A 14,933-nucleotide genomic window follows, 5' to 3' on the forward strand; every position below is an offset into this window, starting at 1 on the left:
AGAAACCCATGACCAGCATAGCCATACATCCGGCAGTGGATTCAGGCTTTCGGGCGACTGACGCTGCTTTCGCAGGCGGGACGCTCGTCTGCAAGTGCGCAAGCAACCCCGTGAAGGTCAGGATCAAGAGCGACATTGCCCACAATCATGTCTGCGGCTGCACGAAGTGCTGGAAGCCCGAGGGCGCTGTCTTTTCGGTCGTGGCGGTCGCGCCGACCGAAAGCGTCGAAGTGCTGGAGAACAGCAACAAGCTCGCCGTCGTCGATTCCGCCGCCCTGATCCAGCGCCATGCCTGCAAGGAATGCGGCGTGCATATGTATGGTCCGGTCGAGCGCGAACATGCGTTCCAGGGATTGTCCTTCGTCCATCCGGAGCGCTTCCAGGAAGGCGGCTGGGCGAAGCCGGGCTTTGCGGCCTTCGTGTCGTCGATCATCGAAAGCGGCTTCGACCCCGCGAAGATGGATGCCGTCAGGGCGCAGTTGAGGACGTCCGGCCTCGAGCCTTACGATTGCCTAAACCCTGGCCTTATGGATTACATCGCAACCTGGGTCGCCAAGAAGAGCGGCGTCCTGGCCGCGTGATCGATGTCGGGGAGCGCCGAGCCGGCGCTCCCCGACAAAACCGCCGCTATCCAAGCATCGGAGCCTGGGCGCGCGTCATCGGCCACAACACCATTTTCGTTGACGATCGTGATCCGCTGGCGCACGGTTTTCAGATTCGTTGAATGCATTCAGAAACGGTGATGAGATGACTATGCGACCCGGGCAGCATCGACAGGCAGACGGCGCCGCGAAGCCCGCTGCCCGGCTCAAGGTGGGTTTCGTTCTGGCGCGATCGTTCACGCTGTCGGCTTTCGCGCTCTTCGTGGACACGCTGCGGCTTGCCAGCGATGAACAGGATCGTTCCGGCAGGGTGCTTGCCGACTGGCAGGTGATCGGCAGCACGCGTCACCTGATCACGGCGAGTTGCGGCGTCCAGGTCGCGCCGACGTCGGATTTCGTCGACCCGTCGCGCTTCGATTACATCGTCGTCGTCGGCGGCCTGCTGACGGTGGAAAATCCCGTCGACCAGCAGACCATCGCTTTCCTCAAGCAGGCGGATGCCAAGAAGGTGCCGCTGATCGGCGTGTGCACCGGTACGTTCATTCTTGCCGCGGCGGGCCTGATGAAGCGGCATGAATCCTGTGTGAGCTGGCTGCACTACAAGGAGTTCCGGGAGCGTTTCCCCGATCTCAACGTGCGTTCCGACCGGCTCTTCAATCTCGACCGCCAGCGTGGGTCCTGCGCCGGCGGCAGCAGCGCCGCCGACATGGCCGCGCTGTTGGTCAGGAAATACATCAGCCGCGATGCCGAACGAAACGCACTTGAGGTGCTGCAGATCGAGAGAGCCCGCGCAGCAGCGGACGTCCAACCCCGGCGCCCGCTCTATGACGATTATGACGATGCCCGCGTCAAGGCGGCGATGATCACGATGGAGCAGTTCGTCGACGGCAGCATGTCGATCGAGAAGCTTGCCTCTACGGTTGGACTCTCGCGACGGCAGCTGGAGAGAATCTTCATCGACAAGACAGGAATGTCTCCAGCCAAGGCCTATAGTCGCGTCCGAATGGAGCGGGCGAAGTCGATCCTTGCCCAGTCGAAGGCGCCGCTGATCGAGATCGCACTGGATGTCGGCTTCGAAAACGCCTCGCAGTTTACGAGAACGTTCAAGCGCACATTCGGGCAAACGCCTTCGCAGCATCGCGCGGCCGCTTCGAGAGCGCACTGAACGCGCAATCCCGCAACGTCTAAGTAGGTTCCTCGGGTGGTGCGTACCCAGCGCTCAGCGCTCGATGACCAGATCGCTGAGCGGCTTGGAGCAGCAGGGCAGGAAGAAGCCGGCGTCGATTTCCCTCTGACGAATTCCGCCATTGTGGTTCATGTCGACCGTGCCCGACGTAAGCTTCGACTTGCAGGTGCCGCAGACGCCATTCGCGCAGGACGACGGGATCCTGACGCCTGACTTCTTTGCACAAGAGAGCACGCTCTGGTCGCCGGAGACGTCGATGCTGCGGGCCTGCTTCGAGAAGGTGACCTGAAAGACCTTGGCAGCCGCCTCCTGAAACGCGGGGATCTCGGGTTCGTCGATGACCGCGGCGTCGAAGCTTTCCTCCAGGTAGTTCGAGCCGGGCACGCCGAGTTCGGCGGCAATGCCGCGCGCGGCGGCCATGAACGGGGCGGGGCCGCAGCACATCACGGTTCGCTCAGTGATATCGGGAACCGCAAGCCGCATGTAGTCCTTCGAAATACGGCCGGTCAGACCGGGCCAGGACGGCTCGCCGGCCACGGTCTCCGGGAGGAAATGGAGACGAAGGCCTTTCAGCCTGCGGGCGATGCAGGCCAGTTCGTCGCGAAAGATCAGGTCCTGCGGCGTCCGGCCGGCATGCATGAAGACGACGTCGGCGGGTTCGCAACCGTCGACGAGTTCCCGCAGAATCGACATGACGGGAGTAATCCCGGAGCCGCCCGACAACAGCAGAAGCTTACGTCCCGACGTCTCGGGCCTGACGAAGTGGCCGAGCGGCCCGTTCGCCTTGAGGGTCGCCCCGGGAACTAGGGTGTCATGAAGCCAGTTGGAGATCTTGCCGCCGGGAACGCGCTTCACCGTCACGGAGAAGGCGTTCGTCCGATGCGGCGAAGACGAGATGCTGTAGCACCTGTTTTCAGCCGCTCCATTGTGTTCCAGGTCGAAGAGAAAGTATTGCCCTGCCTTGAACGCGAACCGCTTGCCCTCGCGCGATGCGAAGGTGAAGGTCTTGACGTCATGGGTCTCCTGCTGGACATCAAGGCAGACGAGCGCGTCGTCTTCTTCAGGGTTCCATAGGTCGTGAAGGGCGGCCCTGGCTGCGGGCATCTGCGGGCTCCTAGTATCCATGGGCGCGCATCCGATCGATGTACCAGCTGGCGAACTTGTCGAGGTTCGTCTCGGAAAAGCGGGAGTAGGGGCCTGGCTGATAGGCCGGGTCGAGAGCGCCTGCATGGGAGCGCGCGACAAGATCGGCGTCCTGGTCCGTCGTCGCCACCCAGACATCCGTCAGCTTGTGGAGATCGTAATCCACGCCTTCGACGGCGTCCTTGTGGACCAGCCACTTGGTTCGGACCAGCGTCTTGCCCGCCGAGAGCGGAATGACGGTTGCCACCACGGCATGGTCGCCCATGAAGTGGTTCCAGCTGTTGTGGCCCCAAAGATGCGTGTCCCCGAGATCCTTGCGGGTCATGTGCCCAAGAAGCTTGGAGGATGCGGCGGTGGCATCGTGGGTCTGGGATTCGCCAGCGCCGGCGATGATCAGCCGCTGGGTGCGGAAGTTGGTGGCGCAGTCGGCGAGCCGCTCGACCGCCGCCGAGGGGAAGCCGTCGGACTCCCACGCCTTCGTCCGCTCCTCATACAGCCTGAAATGCTCCTCGGCCTGTTCGCGATCCTCCGGGCTCAGCGTCTCGGGGTCGAAGCCGAAGTCGAGATCGACGAAGGAGACGCAGAGCTCCGGATGGTTCGCGGAGCAATGGTAGCATTCGCGATTGTTTTCCATCGTGAGCTTCCAGTTGCCATCCTCGATGACATCCGTTTGGAAGGCGATCTTTGCGTTCCGGATGTCGTAGGGGGCGAGGCGCTCGATCATGGCCTGTTCGAGGAGAGTAATGTCCTCGGGTGGATTGTCGGAGAGGCAGACATAAATCAGTCCGCCGATCGACTTGAAAGTGACGGGCTTGAGGCTCCGACACTCCTTGTCGAAGTCCTTGCCCATGTGAGGCGCGTAGCTGAGCTCACCCGTCAGTTCGTATGTCCAGGTGTGATAGGGACAGACGAGTTTTGAGACGATCGTCTTGCCCGGATCGAGAAGGCGGGAGCCGCGATGGCGGCAGACATTGTGCAGGACGCGAATGTCTCCGTCGTCGTCGCGCAGAAGGATCAGGCTCGTCTTGCCGATATCGATCACCGTGGCGTCACCGGGTTCGGGGACATCGCAGTCGAGACCGACACAAATCCAGTGATTGTGGAAGAAGACGTCGATGTCTGCTTCGAACACGTCTTCTCTGACGTAAAGGCCGGCCGGCAGAGAGTGACCGTTGGCACGAGCGTCGAGAAGGGCAGAAATGGAAGATGGGAGCTTGTTTAGCATCAGAACCCCTTATGCGAGAGTTTCCCGAGATTGCCCTTGCAGTCCCGATGTTTCAACGGCATAAAAAATTAGCGTCGCATAAGTTTTTGTCATGCGATGAGGGGTTCTATGATGCATTTTAGAAGACGGATCCCGTCGTTGACGGCACTGGTGACCCTGGAGGCGGCGCTCAGAAAGAAGAGCTTCACCGCGGCTGCGACCGAATTGGGTGTCACCCAGGCGGCGGTCAGCAGGCAGATTGCATTGCTGGAGGAAGAATTCGGCCAGCCTCTATTCGTGCGCAAGCATCGAGCGATCGAGCCGACGGCGGCATGCATCAACCTCGGAGCCACGCTGGCCAAGAGCTTTGCCGATATTGCCGAGAGCGTGGAAGCGCTCCAGTCGCGCAGCCAGGACGTGTTGACCATAGGGGCGACCGTTGCATTCTCGTCTTTCTGGCTGCTGCCGCGGCTGGCCGAGTTTCGCCGTGCGAACCCCGGCATCCTGGTGCGGGTGATATCCCAGGACAGCCCGATCGCTCTCGACGACGGAGAAGTCGATGTGGCAATTCGATATGGTGTGCCTCCCTTCAGCGATAGCACCGTCATCGCCTCGCGCGGCGACGTCATCTGCCCCGTCTGCTCTCCCGACTATCTCAGGCGTCGCGGAGATGGCGCGCTCGGCTCCGCCGACGAATTCATCGAAACGGACGTTCTCGATCGTTCCTGGTATAGCTGGGCGCAGTGGTTTTCGCTGACCGGCGCCAACCTCGAGGTAAAGCCGTCGCTTCGGTTCAACCACTATACCGAAACCATCGCAGCCGCGCGCGCCGGGCAAGGGATTGCGTTGGGATGGCGTATGCTGGTGGGCACCTTTCTGGAGGATGGAACCCTGGTGCAGGTCGACGGCGGCGAGCTTGCCGCGGAGGATCGTTACAACGTGATCGTGCCCGTCAAAGCCAAGCGAAGCAACGCACGCGACCTTGCCGCCGCCTGGCTGACGGCATCATTGCACGGTTGATCAAGCCGTATCACAAACCCAGCCCCACGGTTGCCGTTCGGTGAACGCCTCTAGGGACGAAGGCGAAGCGATCTGCCAGTCCCAGGAAATCGGCCGCCAGGTGGATGACGGAAAGCCACATTTCCGTCCCCTGCAGGCTCGGTTCAGCACCATCGGCAAAGGGGAATCCTTCGCAATCTCGCCATCTGTCCAACGCCCTCGATATGACCTTGCGGGCGATCGCCTCCCCGTCGGCCCGCCTGTAGTCGGTCTGCCGGGCAATTAGGAGCAGCGGATGAATCGTATCGAGCAGGTTGCACGCATTGTATTTTGCAGCACCGAAGCCCTTGTGGTTGCGGTAGTTGAGATGAACCGTTTCGAGCGAGGCGTGCGGGTGGGGAAGTGCCACGCCGAACTGGGCGTAGGTGCCGCGCGTCAGGCGGTAAAAGCCGTTCACCGGTTGAAGCCATCCTTCCGCCGCGGTCGGTTCACCCCATAGCCCAGAAACGCTGTTGGCATTGCGGCTCAGCCACTCGAAAAGTGTCTGCCGTGAATGCCCGATGCCGAAATACTTCGCATTGAAGTACATGGCGGTTCCGATCGCATCGACCACGCTTCCGGCGTGCCATGCCCGGGTCGACCAGGGCAGGGTGCTCAGCCATTCATCCAGCTCCCCGGCGCCGAGCTCGACCGCATGGACAGGTTGGCGTGGACCGGAACCAAGCAGTTCAAGCGCATAGCCAACCGCAAGGATATTATAAAGCGCCTTTGAATCATCCTTCAGCGCCTTGCCATGCATTCGCGCATGCTCTTCCGGGAAAAGGCCGGTCTCTTGGTCCTGTAGACCTTGGAGACGCTCGACGGTCTCCGCCGCATCGAGATCGGGCGGCAGGTGACCGAAGCCGGCAGCGATCTCGATGGCATCGCAGAGATGCCGGATCGCCGGTCTGCGGAAGCCGTCTGCTTCCATCGATTCATAGGATCCTTGCGTTTTCCAGCGTGCGAGGATCTCCGGCCATTGGTCTTGCGCTTTCTGACCGAGCCTCACCAATTGATCTTCGATGTCGCCAGTGCCGGTTTTTCGGGGCGCCGAGCCTCGGCTCCGCAGCACCCGGGCGGGCACGCCACCGGCAATCGACATGGCGGGGATATCTCCCGTGACCACCGCTCCGGCGGCGATCACTGCACCATTTCCAATTGTTGCGCCATCGAGGATTACGCAATTGGCGCCGATCCAGACATCGTCGCCGATCACGATGCCGATGCTGACGACGCCCTGGCGGTGTATAGGAATGGTCGGATCATCGAAGCCGTGATTGAAGCCGACGATCGAGGCATGCGAAGCGATCCGCACGCCATGACCGCACGTCACCGTACCGGAAACACAGGCATAGGGATTGATGGTGCAATCGTCGCCGAGTGTCACATGGCCGCGAACGAGCGCGTGCCCGGCGATCCAGGACCGCTCACCCATCGTCAGGCTTTCGGTGAAGATCGCGGCGTCCTCGGCGATGTAGGACGTTTCGGCCAGCTCCGCACCGCATGATCGCCTGAGTTCCACCTTGCGGGCAAGGTGAGCCGGATGACGGAGGTCCGACGCAATGTGTTCCCAGGTCAGGTATTGAAGCCTGCGCGCTTCCCACTCTTCGCTCGCCGATGTTTGCTGGCTGCTGACGTGATCCATCCTGCTCCTCATTCCCAGGCTCAACCGCCGAATATTCGTCTGTCTTCAGCGACCCGTTGCCCCGCTGCATCAGACGGCCTGATCCGTTTAAAAGCAAGACTTCCGATAATGGTGGTGCAGCCCTCGTCGAAATGGCTCCAATTGCTTTCGTGCTGAGCCAACTGGAAACCTTGAGGCGCGTTATGCGGCGCTCAGAAGTTCAGCGCTAACCGGCATTCCCATATGAAAGCCCTGGACGCGGTCGATGCGAAGATCCTTGAGAAGGGTAAATTGTGCCGCGGTTTCGACGCCTTCCACCAGGATCGTATTCCCACGATTGCGGATGAGAGCAATCATGTCCTGAAGCATCGTCAGGCCGCGTGGGTTCGAGCAGTCGTGCAGGAAGGTTCTATCGACCTTAACCGTCTGAAACTCGATTGCCCTCAGCCAGGAGAGGCCAGCGAAGCCGCAGCCGAAGTCGTCAAGCCAGATCTCGACGCCGAGTGCCCGCAGATCGGCAATGCATTTAAGCACCTCCGACTGCATATCCATGTCCAGGCCCTCGGTGACTTCCAGGGCTAGTCGCGACCCGCAGACCCCGCACCGAGCAAGGATATCAGCGACACTGGCAGCAAAGCCGGTGGAACGTAGTTGTATCGGCGACACGTTGACGCTGACGATAGCCATGCGATCGGTCATCAGTATGTCCCGGCATGCCGTCTCGATCGCCCACCTGCCCAGTTCGAGGATAGCGCCACTTCGTTCTGCAATGGGGATGAATGTCTTCGGCGAAACCGCCGTGCCGTCCGGCATCCTGAGGCGCATCAAAGCCTCGACAGCTCTTGCTTTCCCGTTCGTCACGTCGAAGATCGGTTGGTACACGAGCGAGACAAGTTTGCGATCGATGGCGGCCGCCAGCAGCGGGACGAGTTTACCAGCATGGTCGTCGGGGCGAGGCAATAGCGGATCAAAACTACGAATGCAGTTTCGGCCACTTGCTTTGGCATTGTAGAGAGCGAGGTCGGCTTCACGTACTATTCGTTCAACTTTCTCTCCAACTTTCTCGCGGGTTAAGGCGACGCCGATGCTGACGGTTACGATCGACATATCATCTGGTCGCTCGTCATGAGCAATCGCAAGAGACTCGACTTCCATTCTGATCTTCTCGGCGAGAGTCATCGCGACCCTGGGGAGGGCAGCCGGCATGACCACGATAAACTCCTCGCCACCATACCTGCCGATCATGCCATCGGACGACTCTACAACCGCCTTCAGCGCATTGGCGATGACAGTCAGGCATCGGTCTCCTTCCTGATGTCCGTAGCGATCATTGAAGCATTTGAAAAAGTCGACGTCGATGAGGAACACGGAGAAGTCGCGGCGTTCGTCTTTCCAGGCGGCCCAGCATTCGTCGAGCCGCCGATCCAGCGCGCGTCTGTTGCCTATGCCTGTCAGGTAGTCAGTATGTGAAAGCTCGAGCAGTGACCGTCCGCGCTCGGACGCTTCCCAGTGCTGGTGGCGAGCCTCGGCCGCGTTCAGCAACACGTTTCGACGCTCCACGTTCAATCGCCAATTGACGAAAGACGTGAAGAGAAAGCACGAAATGTAGAACAGCCCAAAGGCGAGCTTGTAGGTTTGACTTGAAGGAAATAATGCCTCGATCGTAATAAAAAATGCGCATAGAACGAGGCCCGAGGTGATCACCGACAGCCGAAACGGGAAACTGAAAAAGAGGTTGGCGCCCATCATGAAGATGGCGCCGAATATCATGTAGTATGACATGGCCGTGACGTCGCGGGTGGCAATCGCCGGGTAAAGCCAGCCAACGTAGCCCACAAGCAGTGCGGCGGCGCATGTGACGTCAAGCCAGACGGTTTTCGCTTTTGCCAGTCGCAAGATTTCGAACGCCAGCAGAGCGATCGTTGCAATGACGAATCGCGCGGCGATCGTCACAGGGGCAACATCGGGGATCAGCCATCGGTCGGGAAGTGCGAAGGCCACATAAACGGCGACCGCGATCCAAAGGCCATGCCGTGAGCTCCGCCTTCGGACAGCATCATTTTCAGTTTTCAGAGAATTGAGGGCGTCGGCGAATGAAAAGCTGGCGGTTGATTCGTCACGCGGGACATTAGCGTAAGCCGCGATCGTGCAAAAACACCGGGCTGACAACCATTTAAAGTATGTTGAAAAGTAAGCCATACTTCGGCGCCCTCCAAAATCGCGTTCGGCAACCTGCAACCGGTTTGTCTTATTGCTTAGCTTTGTTAGAGGGGCAGCATCCGACCCGCAAGAGTAGAATTACCCTTATCCCGTGTAGATTCTAGTCGCATCCTATTTCGAGGTTGATTATGCTTAACGCTATGTCAAAGGGGTCTCGAAATGGAACAAAGCCTGGTCTTGGACGGTGAAAGTCTTGTTGGGCCCGGCGAAATTCGTCGGATAGCAAGGAGGGTTGCTGCGCCAGATCCCGGCCACCTGATCGTTGCCAGAGCCGAGCTTGCCCTCAGCCTTGACGTGTCGATCCGTCAGTTCAAATCCGGCGTCGAGCCTGATGCGATCATCGAGCGTCTTACCGACGCCTTGCATCAGATACGGCGGCGCTTTCATCCGGAGGTGTGGGACGTCATCGTACCGATCGCGCAATCTCATCCGGTTGCTCACTATCTTCATCAAGATCCATTGACCCGCTGGTCGTTCGAAAAGCCGCGCGGCTATTCCGGCGACGCACGTCTTCTCGACTTCATCTATGGCCGACCTGAAATCGAGAACGCCGTCGCATCATCGAGCAACTTGGGACGCTCGATCTACGCCTACACTCGAAATGCTTCGTCATCCGTCGCGGTAAGGGAGCGTCGAGACATTCTGGCTCGCCGCGTAGACGAAATCGCTTCGGCCCGGCCTGGTTCGACCGAAGTCCTCGCCATCGCCGCCGGGCATCTTCGTGAGGGGCCTTTGTCGCGCGCTCTGAGCGCCGGCGCGATCAGACGCTGGGTAGCTTTGGATCAAGACCCGATGAGCGTTGGAACCGTCGCCCGGGATTTCGCCGGCACGTCCGTCGAGGCGGTGAACGGGTCGGTCAAATCCCTGCTCGGTGGGAGGCATGCGCTGGGAATGTTCGATTTCGTCTATGCCGCGGGTCTTTATGACTATTTGCCGGACGCAGTGGCCGTAAAGCTGACCAGGAAGTGCGTCGGCATGCTTAAGCCTGGCGGCACCTTCCTATTTGCCAACTTCTCCCCGGAGACGGAAGTCGATGGCTATATGGAGACATTTATGAACTGGGCGCTGCTGTTGCGGTCAGAACGAGAGATGGGCTTGATCGCCAGTCAAAGCGTGACCGGGGCGGATGTGAAGGTGTCTGTTTGGCCCGGCTCAAACCGCAGCATTGTCTATTGTGAAATTCAAAAACCGCAGTAGCGGCACGTTGGCTCGAAGGGCTTACCGTCAGCGTCTACTCGGCCACCAAGGTCTGCTGCGCCAGGTTCCACTGGACAACGGGGCGCAACATGCTGCGCCCCTTGCTCTTCGACGGTTACCGAAAGCTGTTCAGGCAGAGGCTCGAAGTTTCGTCGCCATCGTCCAAGGGCGTGGCTGCTCTCCGCCACGGCCTTTCAGCTGTTTAACGGCCGGGGCTAATCAGGCGGCCGATTGCTGTGTCCAGTGTGGTCGTGCCCTTCACCGGCTCGCCCTCGAACCGGATCCAGCCTTCGTTGAAGCCATCGATCATGCGCATCCGCGGGAGGGGGTTTTGCATGCCCTGGTCGGTGAAAATCTGCTCCCAGGTATCGCGGGCGACCGGCTCCGCCCGGACGGGTCTGCCGAGGATGGACGAGAGGACAGCGGCGATATCGTTGGGCGTGACGCCCTCCGGCCCCATCAACTCGATGACCTGCTTGCCCACCCACTCGTGCTGCAGCAGTTCTGCCGCTTTGGCTCCGACGTCGAAGACAGAAACCATCGGATAGGGTTGATCGAGCGGCTGCAGGAAACTCGAGAGGACACAGGTCTCGCGCGCCGGCGCGATGTCCCAGGCCGTGTTCTCCATGAACCAGCCGGCACGCAAAAAGGCGATCGGCATTGGCAAAGCAGATAACTTCTGTTCAACGAGACCGAGCTGGCTCAAGAGGTTAGGTTCTCTGGCCTGCGCGCCGATGGTGGAGAGGCAAACGACCTTGGCAGGACGAGACGAAAGAAGCGCGGTCTTGAGGGCCGCAATGACAGCACGCACTTCCGCAAAGTCGGGGGTTGGATCGAAGGTCGGCGGGATCAACAGAAAGACACCGTCGGCGCCGGCAAAAGCCTTGGTGAGCGCATCGGCGTCGGTCATCTCGGCCAAGGCCAGTTCCGCGCCTTTGTTTTTCCATTCCGCTGCTTTCTCCGCATTGCGCGCGACGGCGCGTATCGGCACCCCCGCCTTCAGCAGACGCGCGGCGACAATGCCTCCGACTTGGCCTGTTACTCCGGTGATCACAAACATGGCTAGACTCCTTTGCTTCCTGCACCGCCAGCAGGTTGGCGGTTTGTTATGCTGATCATGTCCTTTGGCAGCATTTGACTGAAGCGCGCTTCTGTCACATGATTGGTGACTAAAAATCACGGATGCCCGATGTTTGACGGACGATTATTGAATGGCGTGGGCGTACTGGCCGCCGTTATCGAGAGCGGAAGTTTCGCGCGGGCGGCGGAGCTAATGGGACTATCGGCGTCGGGTGTCAGCCGCGCCATTTCCCGACTGGAGGGGCGGATCGGTCTGCGGCTTCTCGACCGGACAACACGCACGATGCGGCTCACCGATGACGGCGCGCGGTTCTACGAACAGGTGGCCCCACTCTTGAGCGGCATCGAAGAGGCTGCGCAGACAGCTGTTGGCGCCAGACAGGCGGTGCGTGGCCGACTGCGAGTCAATGTCGACCCATATTTCTCACGCCTTGTGCTCGGCCCGCGGCTCGGCGCCTTCCTCGACCGTTATCCGGATATCCAGGTCGAGGTCATCACCCGCAACGAGATCGGCGATCTTGTTGCTGATGGCATGGACGTCGCTGTGCGCTTTGGCGAGCCTGCACAGCGGTCGCTTATTTCGCGCCTGTTGATGCAGACGCGCGTGATCACGATTGCGGCTCCCGCTTATATCGAGCGACATGGTCGGCCGGGCCGTCCACAGGATTTGAGTGAGCATACCTGTATCCAGTTCCAGGACCCGCTGACTGCAAGGCCTTTCGAATGGGAGCTTCGGCGGGGTGAAGAGGTCGTCTCCATCGAGACCCGCAGCCGCATTTTAGTCAACGATGCCGGCACGACCTTGGCGACCTGCCTTGCCGGGATAGGCATCGCGCAGGTCTTCTCACTCGGGATGGCGGATTATCTGAATAATGGGCAGCTCGTGAACCTCTTTCCCGACTGGTCGGACGAGACATTCCCGCTCTACGCCTTCTATCCCTCGCGTCAGCATGTTCCGGCTAAGGTCAGGGCCTTTATAGATTTCTGCGTCGAGATCATCGAATAGACGGAGGCGCCTCGTCGAGCGCCTCTGCTGGCTTAAGCCGGCCGCGGCTTTCTGGTTCCGATATGGGCCATTGCGGAAATTCGTCCTATTGGGTTCTTTCATGCTTGGGAGGAAGCGATTTCAGATTTCCGGGCATGGAACCATGCGGACCGGATACTCGCCGCGCACCAGCAGCGGCTCGAAGCCATTGTCGAAGCGGCCGAGCCGGATCAGCCCGTCCCAGCGGTAATCCGCGTAGAACAGGGCCAGGTTGCCCCACGGTTTGAAGTAACAAAGGTCGCCCGGCTGCTCGTTTCCGAAAGGACCGCTGCCTTCTTCCGTGAGTTTGCGTGGCAGATGGACGATCTTCTCGTTCCTGCCATAATCCTCGATCTTGAGGTCTAGGGGCAGCAGGGAAGCGAGATCGCGCGCCGTAGGATTGTCATAGAGCGTCGCGGTCAGGGTCAGCTTGTTGAAGCCTATCCTGATCCTGACGTCGGTCGGCTCCTGATTGGCCGGATCGCGTCCTTCCTGCCCCCAAGCCGTCAAAGGTATGGCAGCGGCTGCCAAGGCTCCGCCCAGCAGCGCGCGACGACTCATGAACTTAAATCTCATCGACATAGCACGCCTCGCGTCAGACAGGTTGAGCCGTGGGCCGGAACAGGATTTCGTTGATGTCGACATCGTCCGGTTCGTTCACTGCAAAGGCGACCGTTCGCGCGAAGGTGTCCGCGCCGATTGCGATTTTGCTGACGAACTCCTTGGTGCCCGCCTGGATGTCCTTTTCGCTGATGTGTTCGAGGAGTTCGGTGCTCACTGCGCCGGGTGAAATGATCGTGGTGCGGATGTTGTATGGCTTTACTTCCTTCCGCAGCCCCTCCGAAAGGGCGCGCACGGCAAATTTCGTGGCGCAATAGACGGCCGCACCAGGATCGACCACGTGGCCGTAGACGGAGGACACGTTGATGATGTGCCCCGACTTTTGTGCCTTCATATGGGGAAGCGCTGCTGCGATGCCGTAGAGCACACCTTTGATGTTCACGTCGATCATGCGATCCCACTCGTCGACTTTGAGCCGTTCGAGCGGCGCAAGCGGCATCAGGCCGGCATTGTTCAACATCACGTCGATACGGCCGAAGGCGTCGACAGCCGTGTCGACGAGGTTTTTGACTTGATGTCGGTCCGTGACGTCGGTTTGGACTGCCTTGGCCTTATGGCCCTTGGCGGACAATTCCTCGGCCAGCGCAGCGATCCGGTCGGCTCTGCGCGCACCAAGAACCACCGAAGCGCCGCGCTCGGCCAGGTGGCGCGCCGTGGCTTCGCCAAGTCCGCTGCTTGCGCCGGTGATGACGACGACTTTGTTTTCGATTCCTTGAGACATGATGATCTCCTTTGAGCTTCGGAAGGTTCAGGAATGGCGGCCGGCCAGGGCAGCGAGGGCAGCCGAACCTGCGAGAAGGCAGGCGGCCAGCAGGAAGGTGCTCCACCATCCCGCAGTATCGAACAGCATGCCGCCGGCCAAAGCGCCGCCGGCAATGGCGAGCTGGATCAGCGCCACCTGCAGTCCGCCTGCCGCTTCCAGTTCGCCGGGGACGATGGCGGCCATCCAGGTGTTCCAGGCGACCGGAATCGGCGTCGAGAAAAATCCCCACAGCACGAGCAGAGAAGCGGTCGCCGCCGCGAACGGCCCGAGCGCGATCAGCAGCAGGGCGAGGACCGCAAGAGCCGCCGGCAATCCGACGAGAACGAGGAGGAGGTGCCGGCGGGCGACGAAGCCGATGACGGAGGTTCCGGCCAGCCCGCCGACGCCAAGGCCGAGAAGCACCATGGACAGGACATTCAATTCCAGTCCCGTCACGCCTTCGAGGAATGGGCGAAGGTAAATGGACAATGCGTTCTGGCCGATAAAGGCCAGACCGGTCGCCGCCATTCCGATCGCCAATCTACGATTGCGCAGCAAGCCGAATATTCTAGCGACCGAGACGGTTGATGTCGCGGGCATGCTCGGCAGGACGGCCAGTTGCCAGATGAGCCCCGCAATTGCGATCGGCACCGTGATCAGGAAGGTGCCGCGCCATCCGATCAGCCCGCCAAGAAAACTGCCGAGCGGCGCAGCAAGGACGAGCGCGAATGCGGTGCCGCCCTGAAGCAGGGCAATGGCCTTGGGCAAGTCGCGGCTCGACGCCAGGCGTGCCAGAATGGCCGTCGACAGTGACCAGAAGCCGCCGATCGAAACACCGACCAGGACCCGTCCAACGAGAAAGACAAGGAAGTTGGGCGCCAGCGCAACCGCCAGGCTCGAAGCAGCGAGAACCGCCGTATAAAGCAAGACGACCGTCCTCCGGTCGATCTTCGTCAGGATTGCATTGCCGAAAAGACTAGTGGCAACCGCAAAAACACCGGACACGGTGATTGCCAATCCGGCTTGCCCCTCTGACACCGAGAGATCCCCGGCGATCGGGGTCAGAAGGCTCACCGGGAGAAATTCCAGCCCCACCAGAAGAAACGTCAGAAGCGAGAGACAGGTGACCGCGCTCCACCGGGTCGCCGCGCTTTCTCCCAGCAAGGTCTCATTCAATGTCAGCTCGATGCTCATGCATGGTCTCCTGTCCGGTGCCAGAGAGATAGCCGGACTGGTTTAGCGCGACTAGGAG

The 14,933-nt window shown here is 60.4% G+C and carries 13 protein-coding genes; 5 read left to right on the forward strand and 8 right to left on the reverse strand.

Going from position 1 to position 14,933, the window contains the following annotated elements; genetic code table 11:
* The first annotated feature begins 8 nt into the window (after positions 1 to 8).
* Both gfa and G9X68_RS18930 read left to right on the forward strand, forming a co-directional pair.
* On the forward strand, positions 9 to 581 hold the full coding sequence (gene gfa / locus G9X68_RS18920; protein WP_171603686.1) for an S-(hydroxymethyl)glutathione synthase: 573 nt from the start codon (positions 9 to 11) through the stop codon (positions 579 to 581).
* Between the two features lie 172 nt (positions 582 to 753).
* Positions 754 to 1,767: a GlxA family transcriptional regulator gene (locus tag G9X68_RS18930; RefSeq protein WP_171603927.1), complete on the forward strand. Its 1,014-nt coding sequence runs from the start codon at positions 754 to 756 to the stop codon at positions 1,765 to 1,767.
* Between the two features lie 54 nt (positions 1,768 to 1,821).
* Here G9X68_RS18930 and G9X68_RS18935 read toward each other — a convergent pair whose 3' ends face one another.
* Together G9X68_RS18935 and G9X68_RS18940 are read right to left on the reverse strand one after the other, a co-directional pair.
* Positions 1,822 to 2,892: an FAD-binding oxidoreductase gene (locus G9X68_RS18935; RefSeq protein WP_171603687.1), complete on the reverse strand. Its 1,071-nt coding sequence runs from the start codon at positions 2,890 to 2,892 to the stop codon at positions 1,822 to 1,824.
* A gap of 10 nt (positions 2,893 to 2,902) precedes the next feature.
* Positions 2,903 to 4,156, reverse strand: coding sequence for an aromatic ring-hydroxylating oxygenase subunit alpha (locus G9X68_RS18940; RefSeq protein ID WP_171603688.1), 1,254 nt, complete (start codon positions 4,154 to 4,156; stop codon positions 2,903 to 2,905).
* Positions 4,157 to 4,267: 111 nt separating this feature from the next.
* Here G9X68_RS18940 and G9X68_RS18945 point away from each other — a divergent pair, with 111 nt between their 5' ends.
* Positions 4,268 to 5,155, forward strand: a complete 888-nt coding sequence (locus G9X68_RS18945; RefSeq protein WP_171603928.1) for a LysR substrate-binding domain-containing protein — start codon at positions 4,268 to 4,270, stop codon at positions 5,153 to 5,155.
* Positions 5,156 to 5,165: 10 nt separating this feature from the next.
* Here the strand turns inward: G9X68_RS18945 and G9X68_RS18950 are convergent, their stop codons facing one another.
* On the reverse strand, positions 5,166 to 6,818 hold the full coding sequence (locus G9X68_RS18950; protein WP_171603689.1) for an acyltransferase: 1,653 nt from the start codon (positions 6,816 to 6,818) through the stop codon (positions 5,166 to 5,168).
* A gap of 180 nt (positions 6,819 to 6,998) precedes the next feature.
* On the reverse strand, positions 6,999 to 8,996 hold the full coding sequence (locus G9X68_RS18955) for a putative bifunctional diguanylate cyclase/phosphodiesterase (RefSeq protein ID WP_171603690.1): 1,998 nt from the start codon (positions 8,994 to 8,996) through the stop codon (positions 6,999 to 7,001).
* A gap of 180 nt (positions 8,997 to 9,176) precedes the next feature.
* Between G9X68_RS18955 and G9X68_RS18960 the strand changes: the two genes are divergently transcribed.
* Positions 9,177 to 10,214: a class I SAM-dependent methyltransferase gene (locus tag G9X68_RS18960; protein ID WP_171603691.1), complete on the forward strand. Its 1,038-nt coding sequence runs from the start codon at positions 9,177 to 9,179 to the stop codon at positions 10,212 to 10,214.
* Positions 10,215 to 10,416: 202 nt separating this feature from the next.
* Here the strand turns inward: G9X68_RS18960 and G9X68_RS18965 are convergent, their stop codons facing one another.
* Positions 10,417 to 11,274, reverse strand: coding sequence for an NmrA family NAD(P)-binding protein (locus G9X68_RS18965; protein WP_171603692.1), 858 nt, complete (start codon positions 11,272 to 11,274; stop codon positions 10,417 to 10,419).
* A 129-nt stretch (positions 11,275 to 11,403) separates the two neighbouring features.
* Here G9X68_RS18965 and G9X68_RS18970 point away from each other — a divergent pair, with 129 nt between their 5' ends.
* On the forward strand, positions 11,404 to 12,300 hold the full coding sequence (locus tag G9X68_RS18970) for a LysR family transcriptional regulator (protein ID WP_171603693.1): 897 nt from the start codon (positions 11,404 to 11,406) through the stop codon (positions 12,298 to 12,300).
* Between the two features lie 120 nt (positions 12,301 to 12,420).
* Here G9X68_RS18970 and G9X68_RS18975 read toward each other — a convergent pair whose 3' ends face one another.
* The 3 genes from G9X68_RS18975 to G9X68_RS18985 are packed head-to-tail and all read right to left on the reverse strand — an operon-like array spanning position 12,421 to position 14,875.
* Complete coding sequence (locus G9X68_RS18975) at positions 12,421 to 12,900, reverse strand: cyclophilin-like fold protein (RefSeq protein ID WP_171603929.1); 480 nt, start codon at positions 12,898 to 12,900, stop codon at positions 12,421 to 12,423.
* Between the two features lie 13 nt (positions 12,901 to 12,913).
* Positions 12,914 to 13,660 (reverse strand): SDR family oxidoreductase, encoded by a 747-nt coding sequence (locus tag G9X68_RS18980; RefSeq protein ID WP_171603694.1) that lies wholly within the window; start codon positions 13,658 to 13,660, stop codon positions 12,914 to 12,916.
* 27 nt (positions 13,661 to 13,687) lie between these two features.
* The gene (locus G9X68_RS18985; RefSeq protein WP_171603695.1) at positions 13,688 to 14,875 is read right to left on the reverse strand and encodes an MFS transporter; all 1,188 of its coding nucleotides are present in this window, start codon (positions 14,873 to 14,875) and stop codon (positions 13,688 to 13,690) included.
* Positions 14,876 to 14,933: the final 58 nt, after the last annotated feature.

Origin of the sequence: Rhizobium changzhiense, assembly GCF_013087625.1 — a bacterium.
Taxonomy (GTDB): Bacteria; Pseudomonadota; Alphaproteobacteria; order Rhizobiales; family Rhizobiaceae; genus Rhizobium; species Rhizobium sophorae.

What these genes read in the sequence shown, in the direction of transcription:
- G9X68_RS18930 (WP_171603927.1), top strand. Translation starts at nt 754, where the DNA reads ATGCGACCCGGGCAGCATCGACAGGCAGACGGCGCCGCGAAGCCCGCT.
- G9X68_RS18955 (WP_171603690.1), bottom strand. Translation starts at nt 8,996, where the DNA reads ATGGCTTACTTTTCAACATACTTTAAATGGTTGTCAGCCCGGTGTTTT.
- G9X68_RS18945 (WP_171603928.1), top strand. Translation starts at nt 4,268, where the DNA reads ATGCATTTTAGAAGACGGATCCCGTCGTTGACGGCACTGGTGACCCTG.
- gfa (WP_171603686.1), top strand. Translation starts at nt 9, where the DNA reads ATGACCAGCATAGCCATACATCCGGCAGTGGATTCAGGCTTTCGGGCG.
- G9X68_RS18940 (WP_171603688.1), bottom strand. Translation starts at nt 4,156, where the DNA reads ATGCTAAACAAGCTCCCATCTTCCATTTCTGCCCTTCTCGACGCTCGT.
- G9X68_RS18935 (WP_171603687.1), bottom strand. Translation starts at nt 2,892, where the DNA reads ATGCCCGCAGCCAGGGCCGCCCTTCACGACCTATGGAACCCTGAAGAA.
- G9X68_RS18970 (WP_171603693.1), top strand. Translation starts at nt 11,404, where the DNA reads ATGTTTGACGGACGATTATTGAATGGCGTGGGCGTACTGGCCGCCGTT.
- G9X68_RS18980 (WP_171603694.1), bottom strand. Translation starts at nt 13,660, where the DNA reads ATGTCTCAAGGAATCGAAAACAAAGTCGTCGTCATCACCGGCGCAAGC.
- G9X68_RS18950 (WP_171603689.1), bottom strand. Translation starts at nt 6,818, where the DNA reads ATGGATCACGTCAGCAGCCAGCAAACATCGGCGAGCGAAGAGTGGGAA.
- G9X68_RS18985 (WP_171603695.1), bottom strand. Translation starts at nt 14,875, where the DNA reads ATGAGCATCGAGCTGACATTGAATGAGACCTTGCTGGGAGAAAGCGCG.
- G9X68_RS18965 (WP_171603692.1), bottom strand. Translation starts at nt 11,274, where the DNA reads ATGTTTGTGATCACCGGAGTAACAGGCCAAGTCGGAGGCATTGTCGCC.
- G9X68_RS18960 (WP_171603691.1), top strand. Translation starts at nt 9,177, where the DNA reads ATGGAACAAAGCCTGGTCTTGGACGGTGAAAGTCTTGTTGGGCCCGGC.
- G9X68_RS18975 (WP_171603929.1), bottom strand. Translation starts at nt 12,900, where the DNA reads ATGTCGATGAGATTTAAGTTCATGAGTCGTCGCGCGCTGCTGGGCGGA.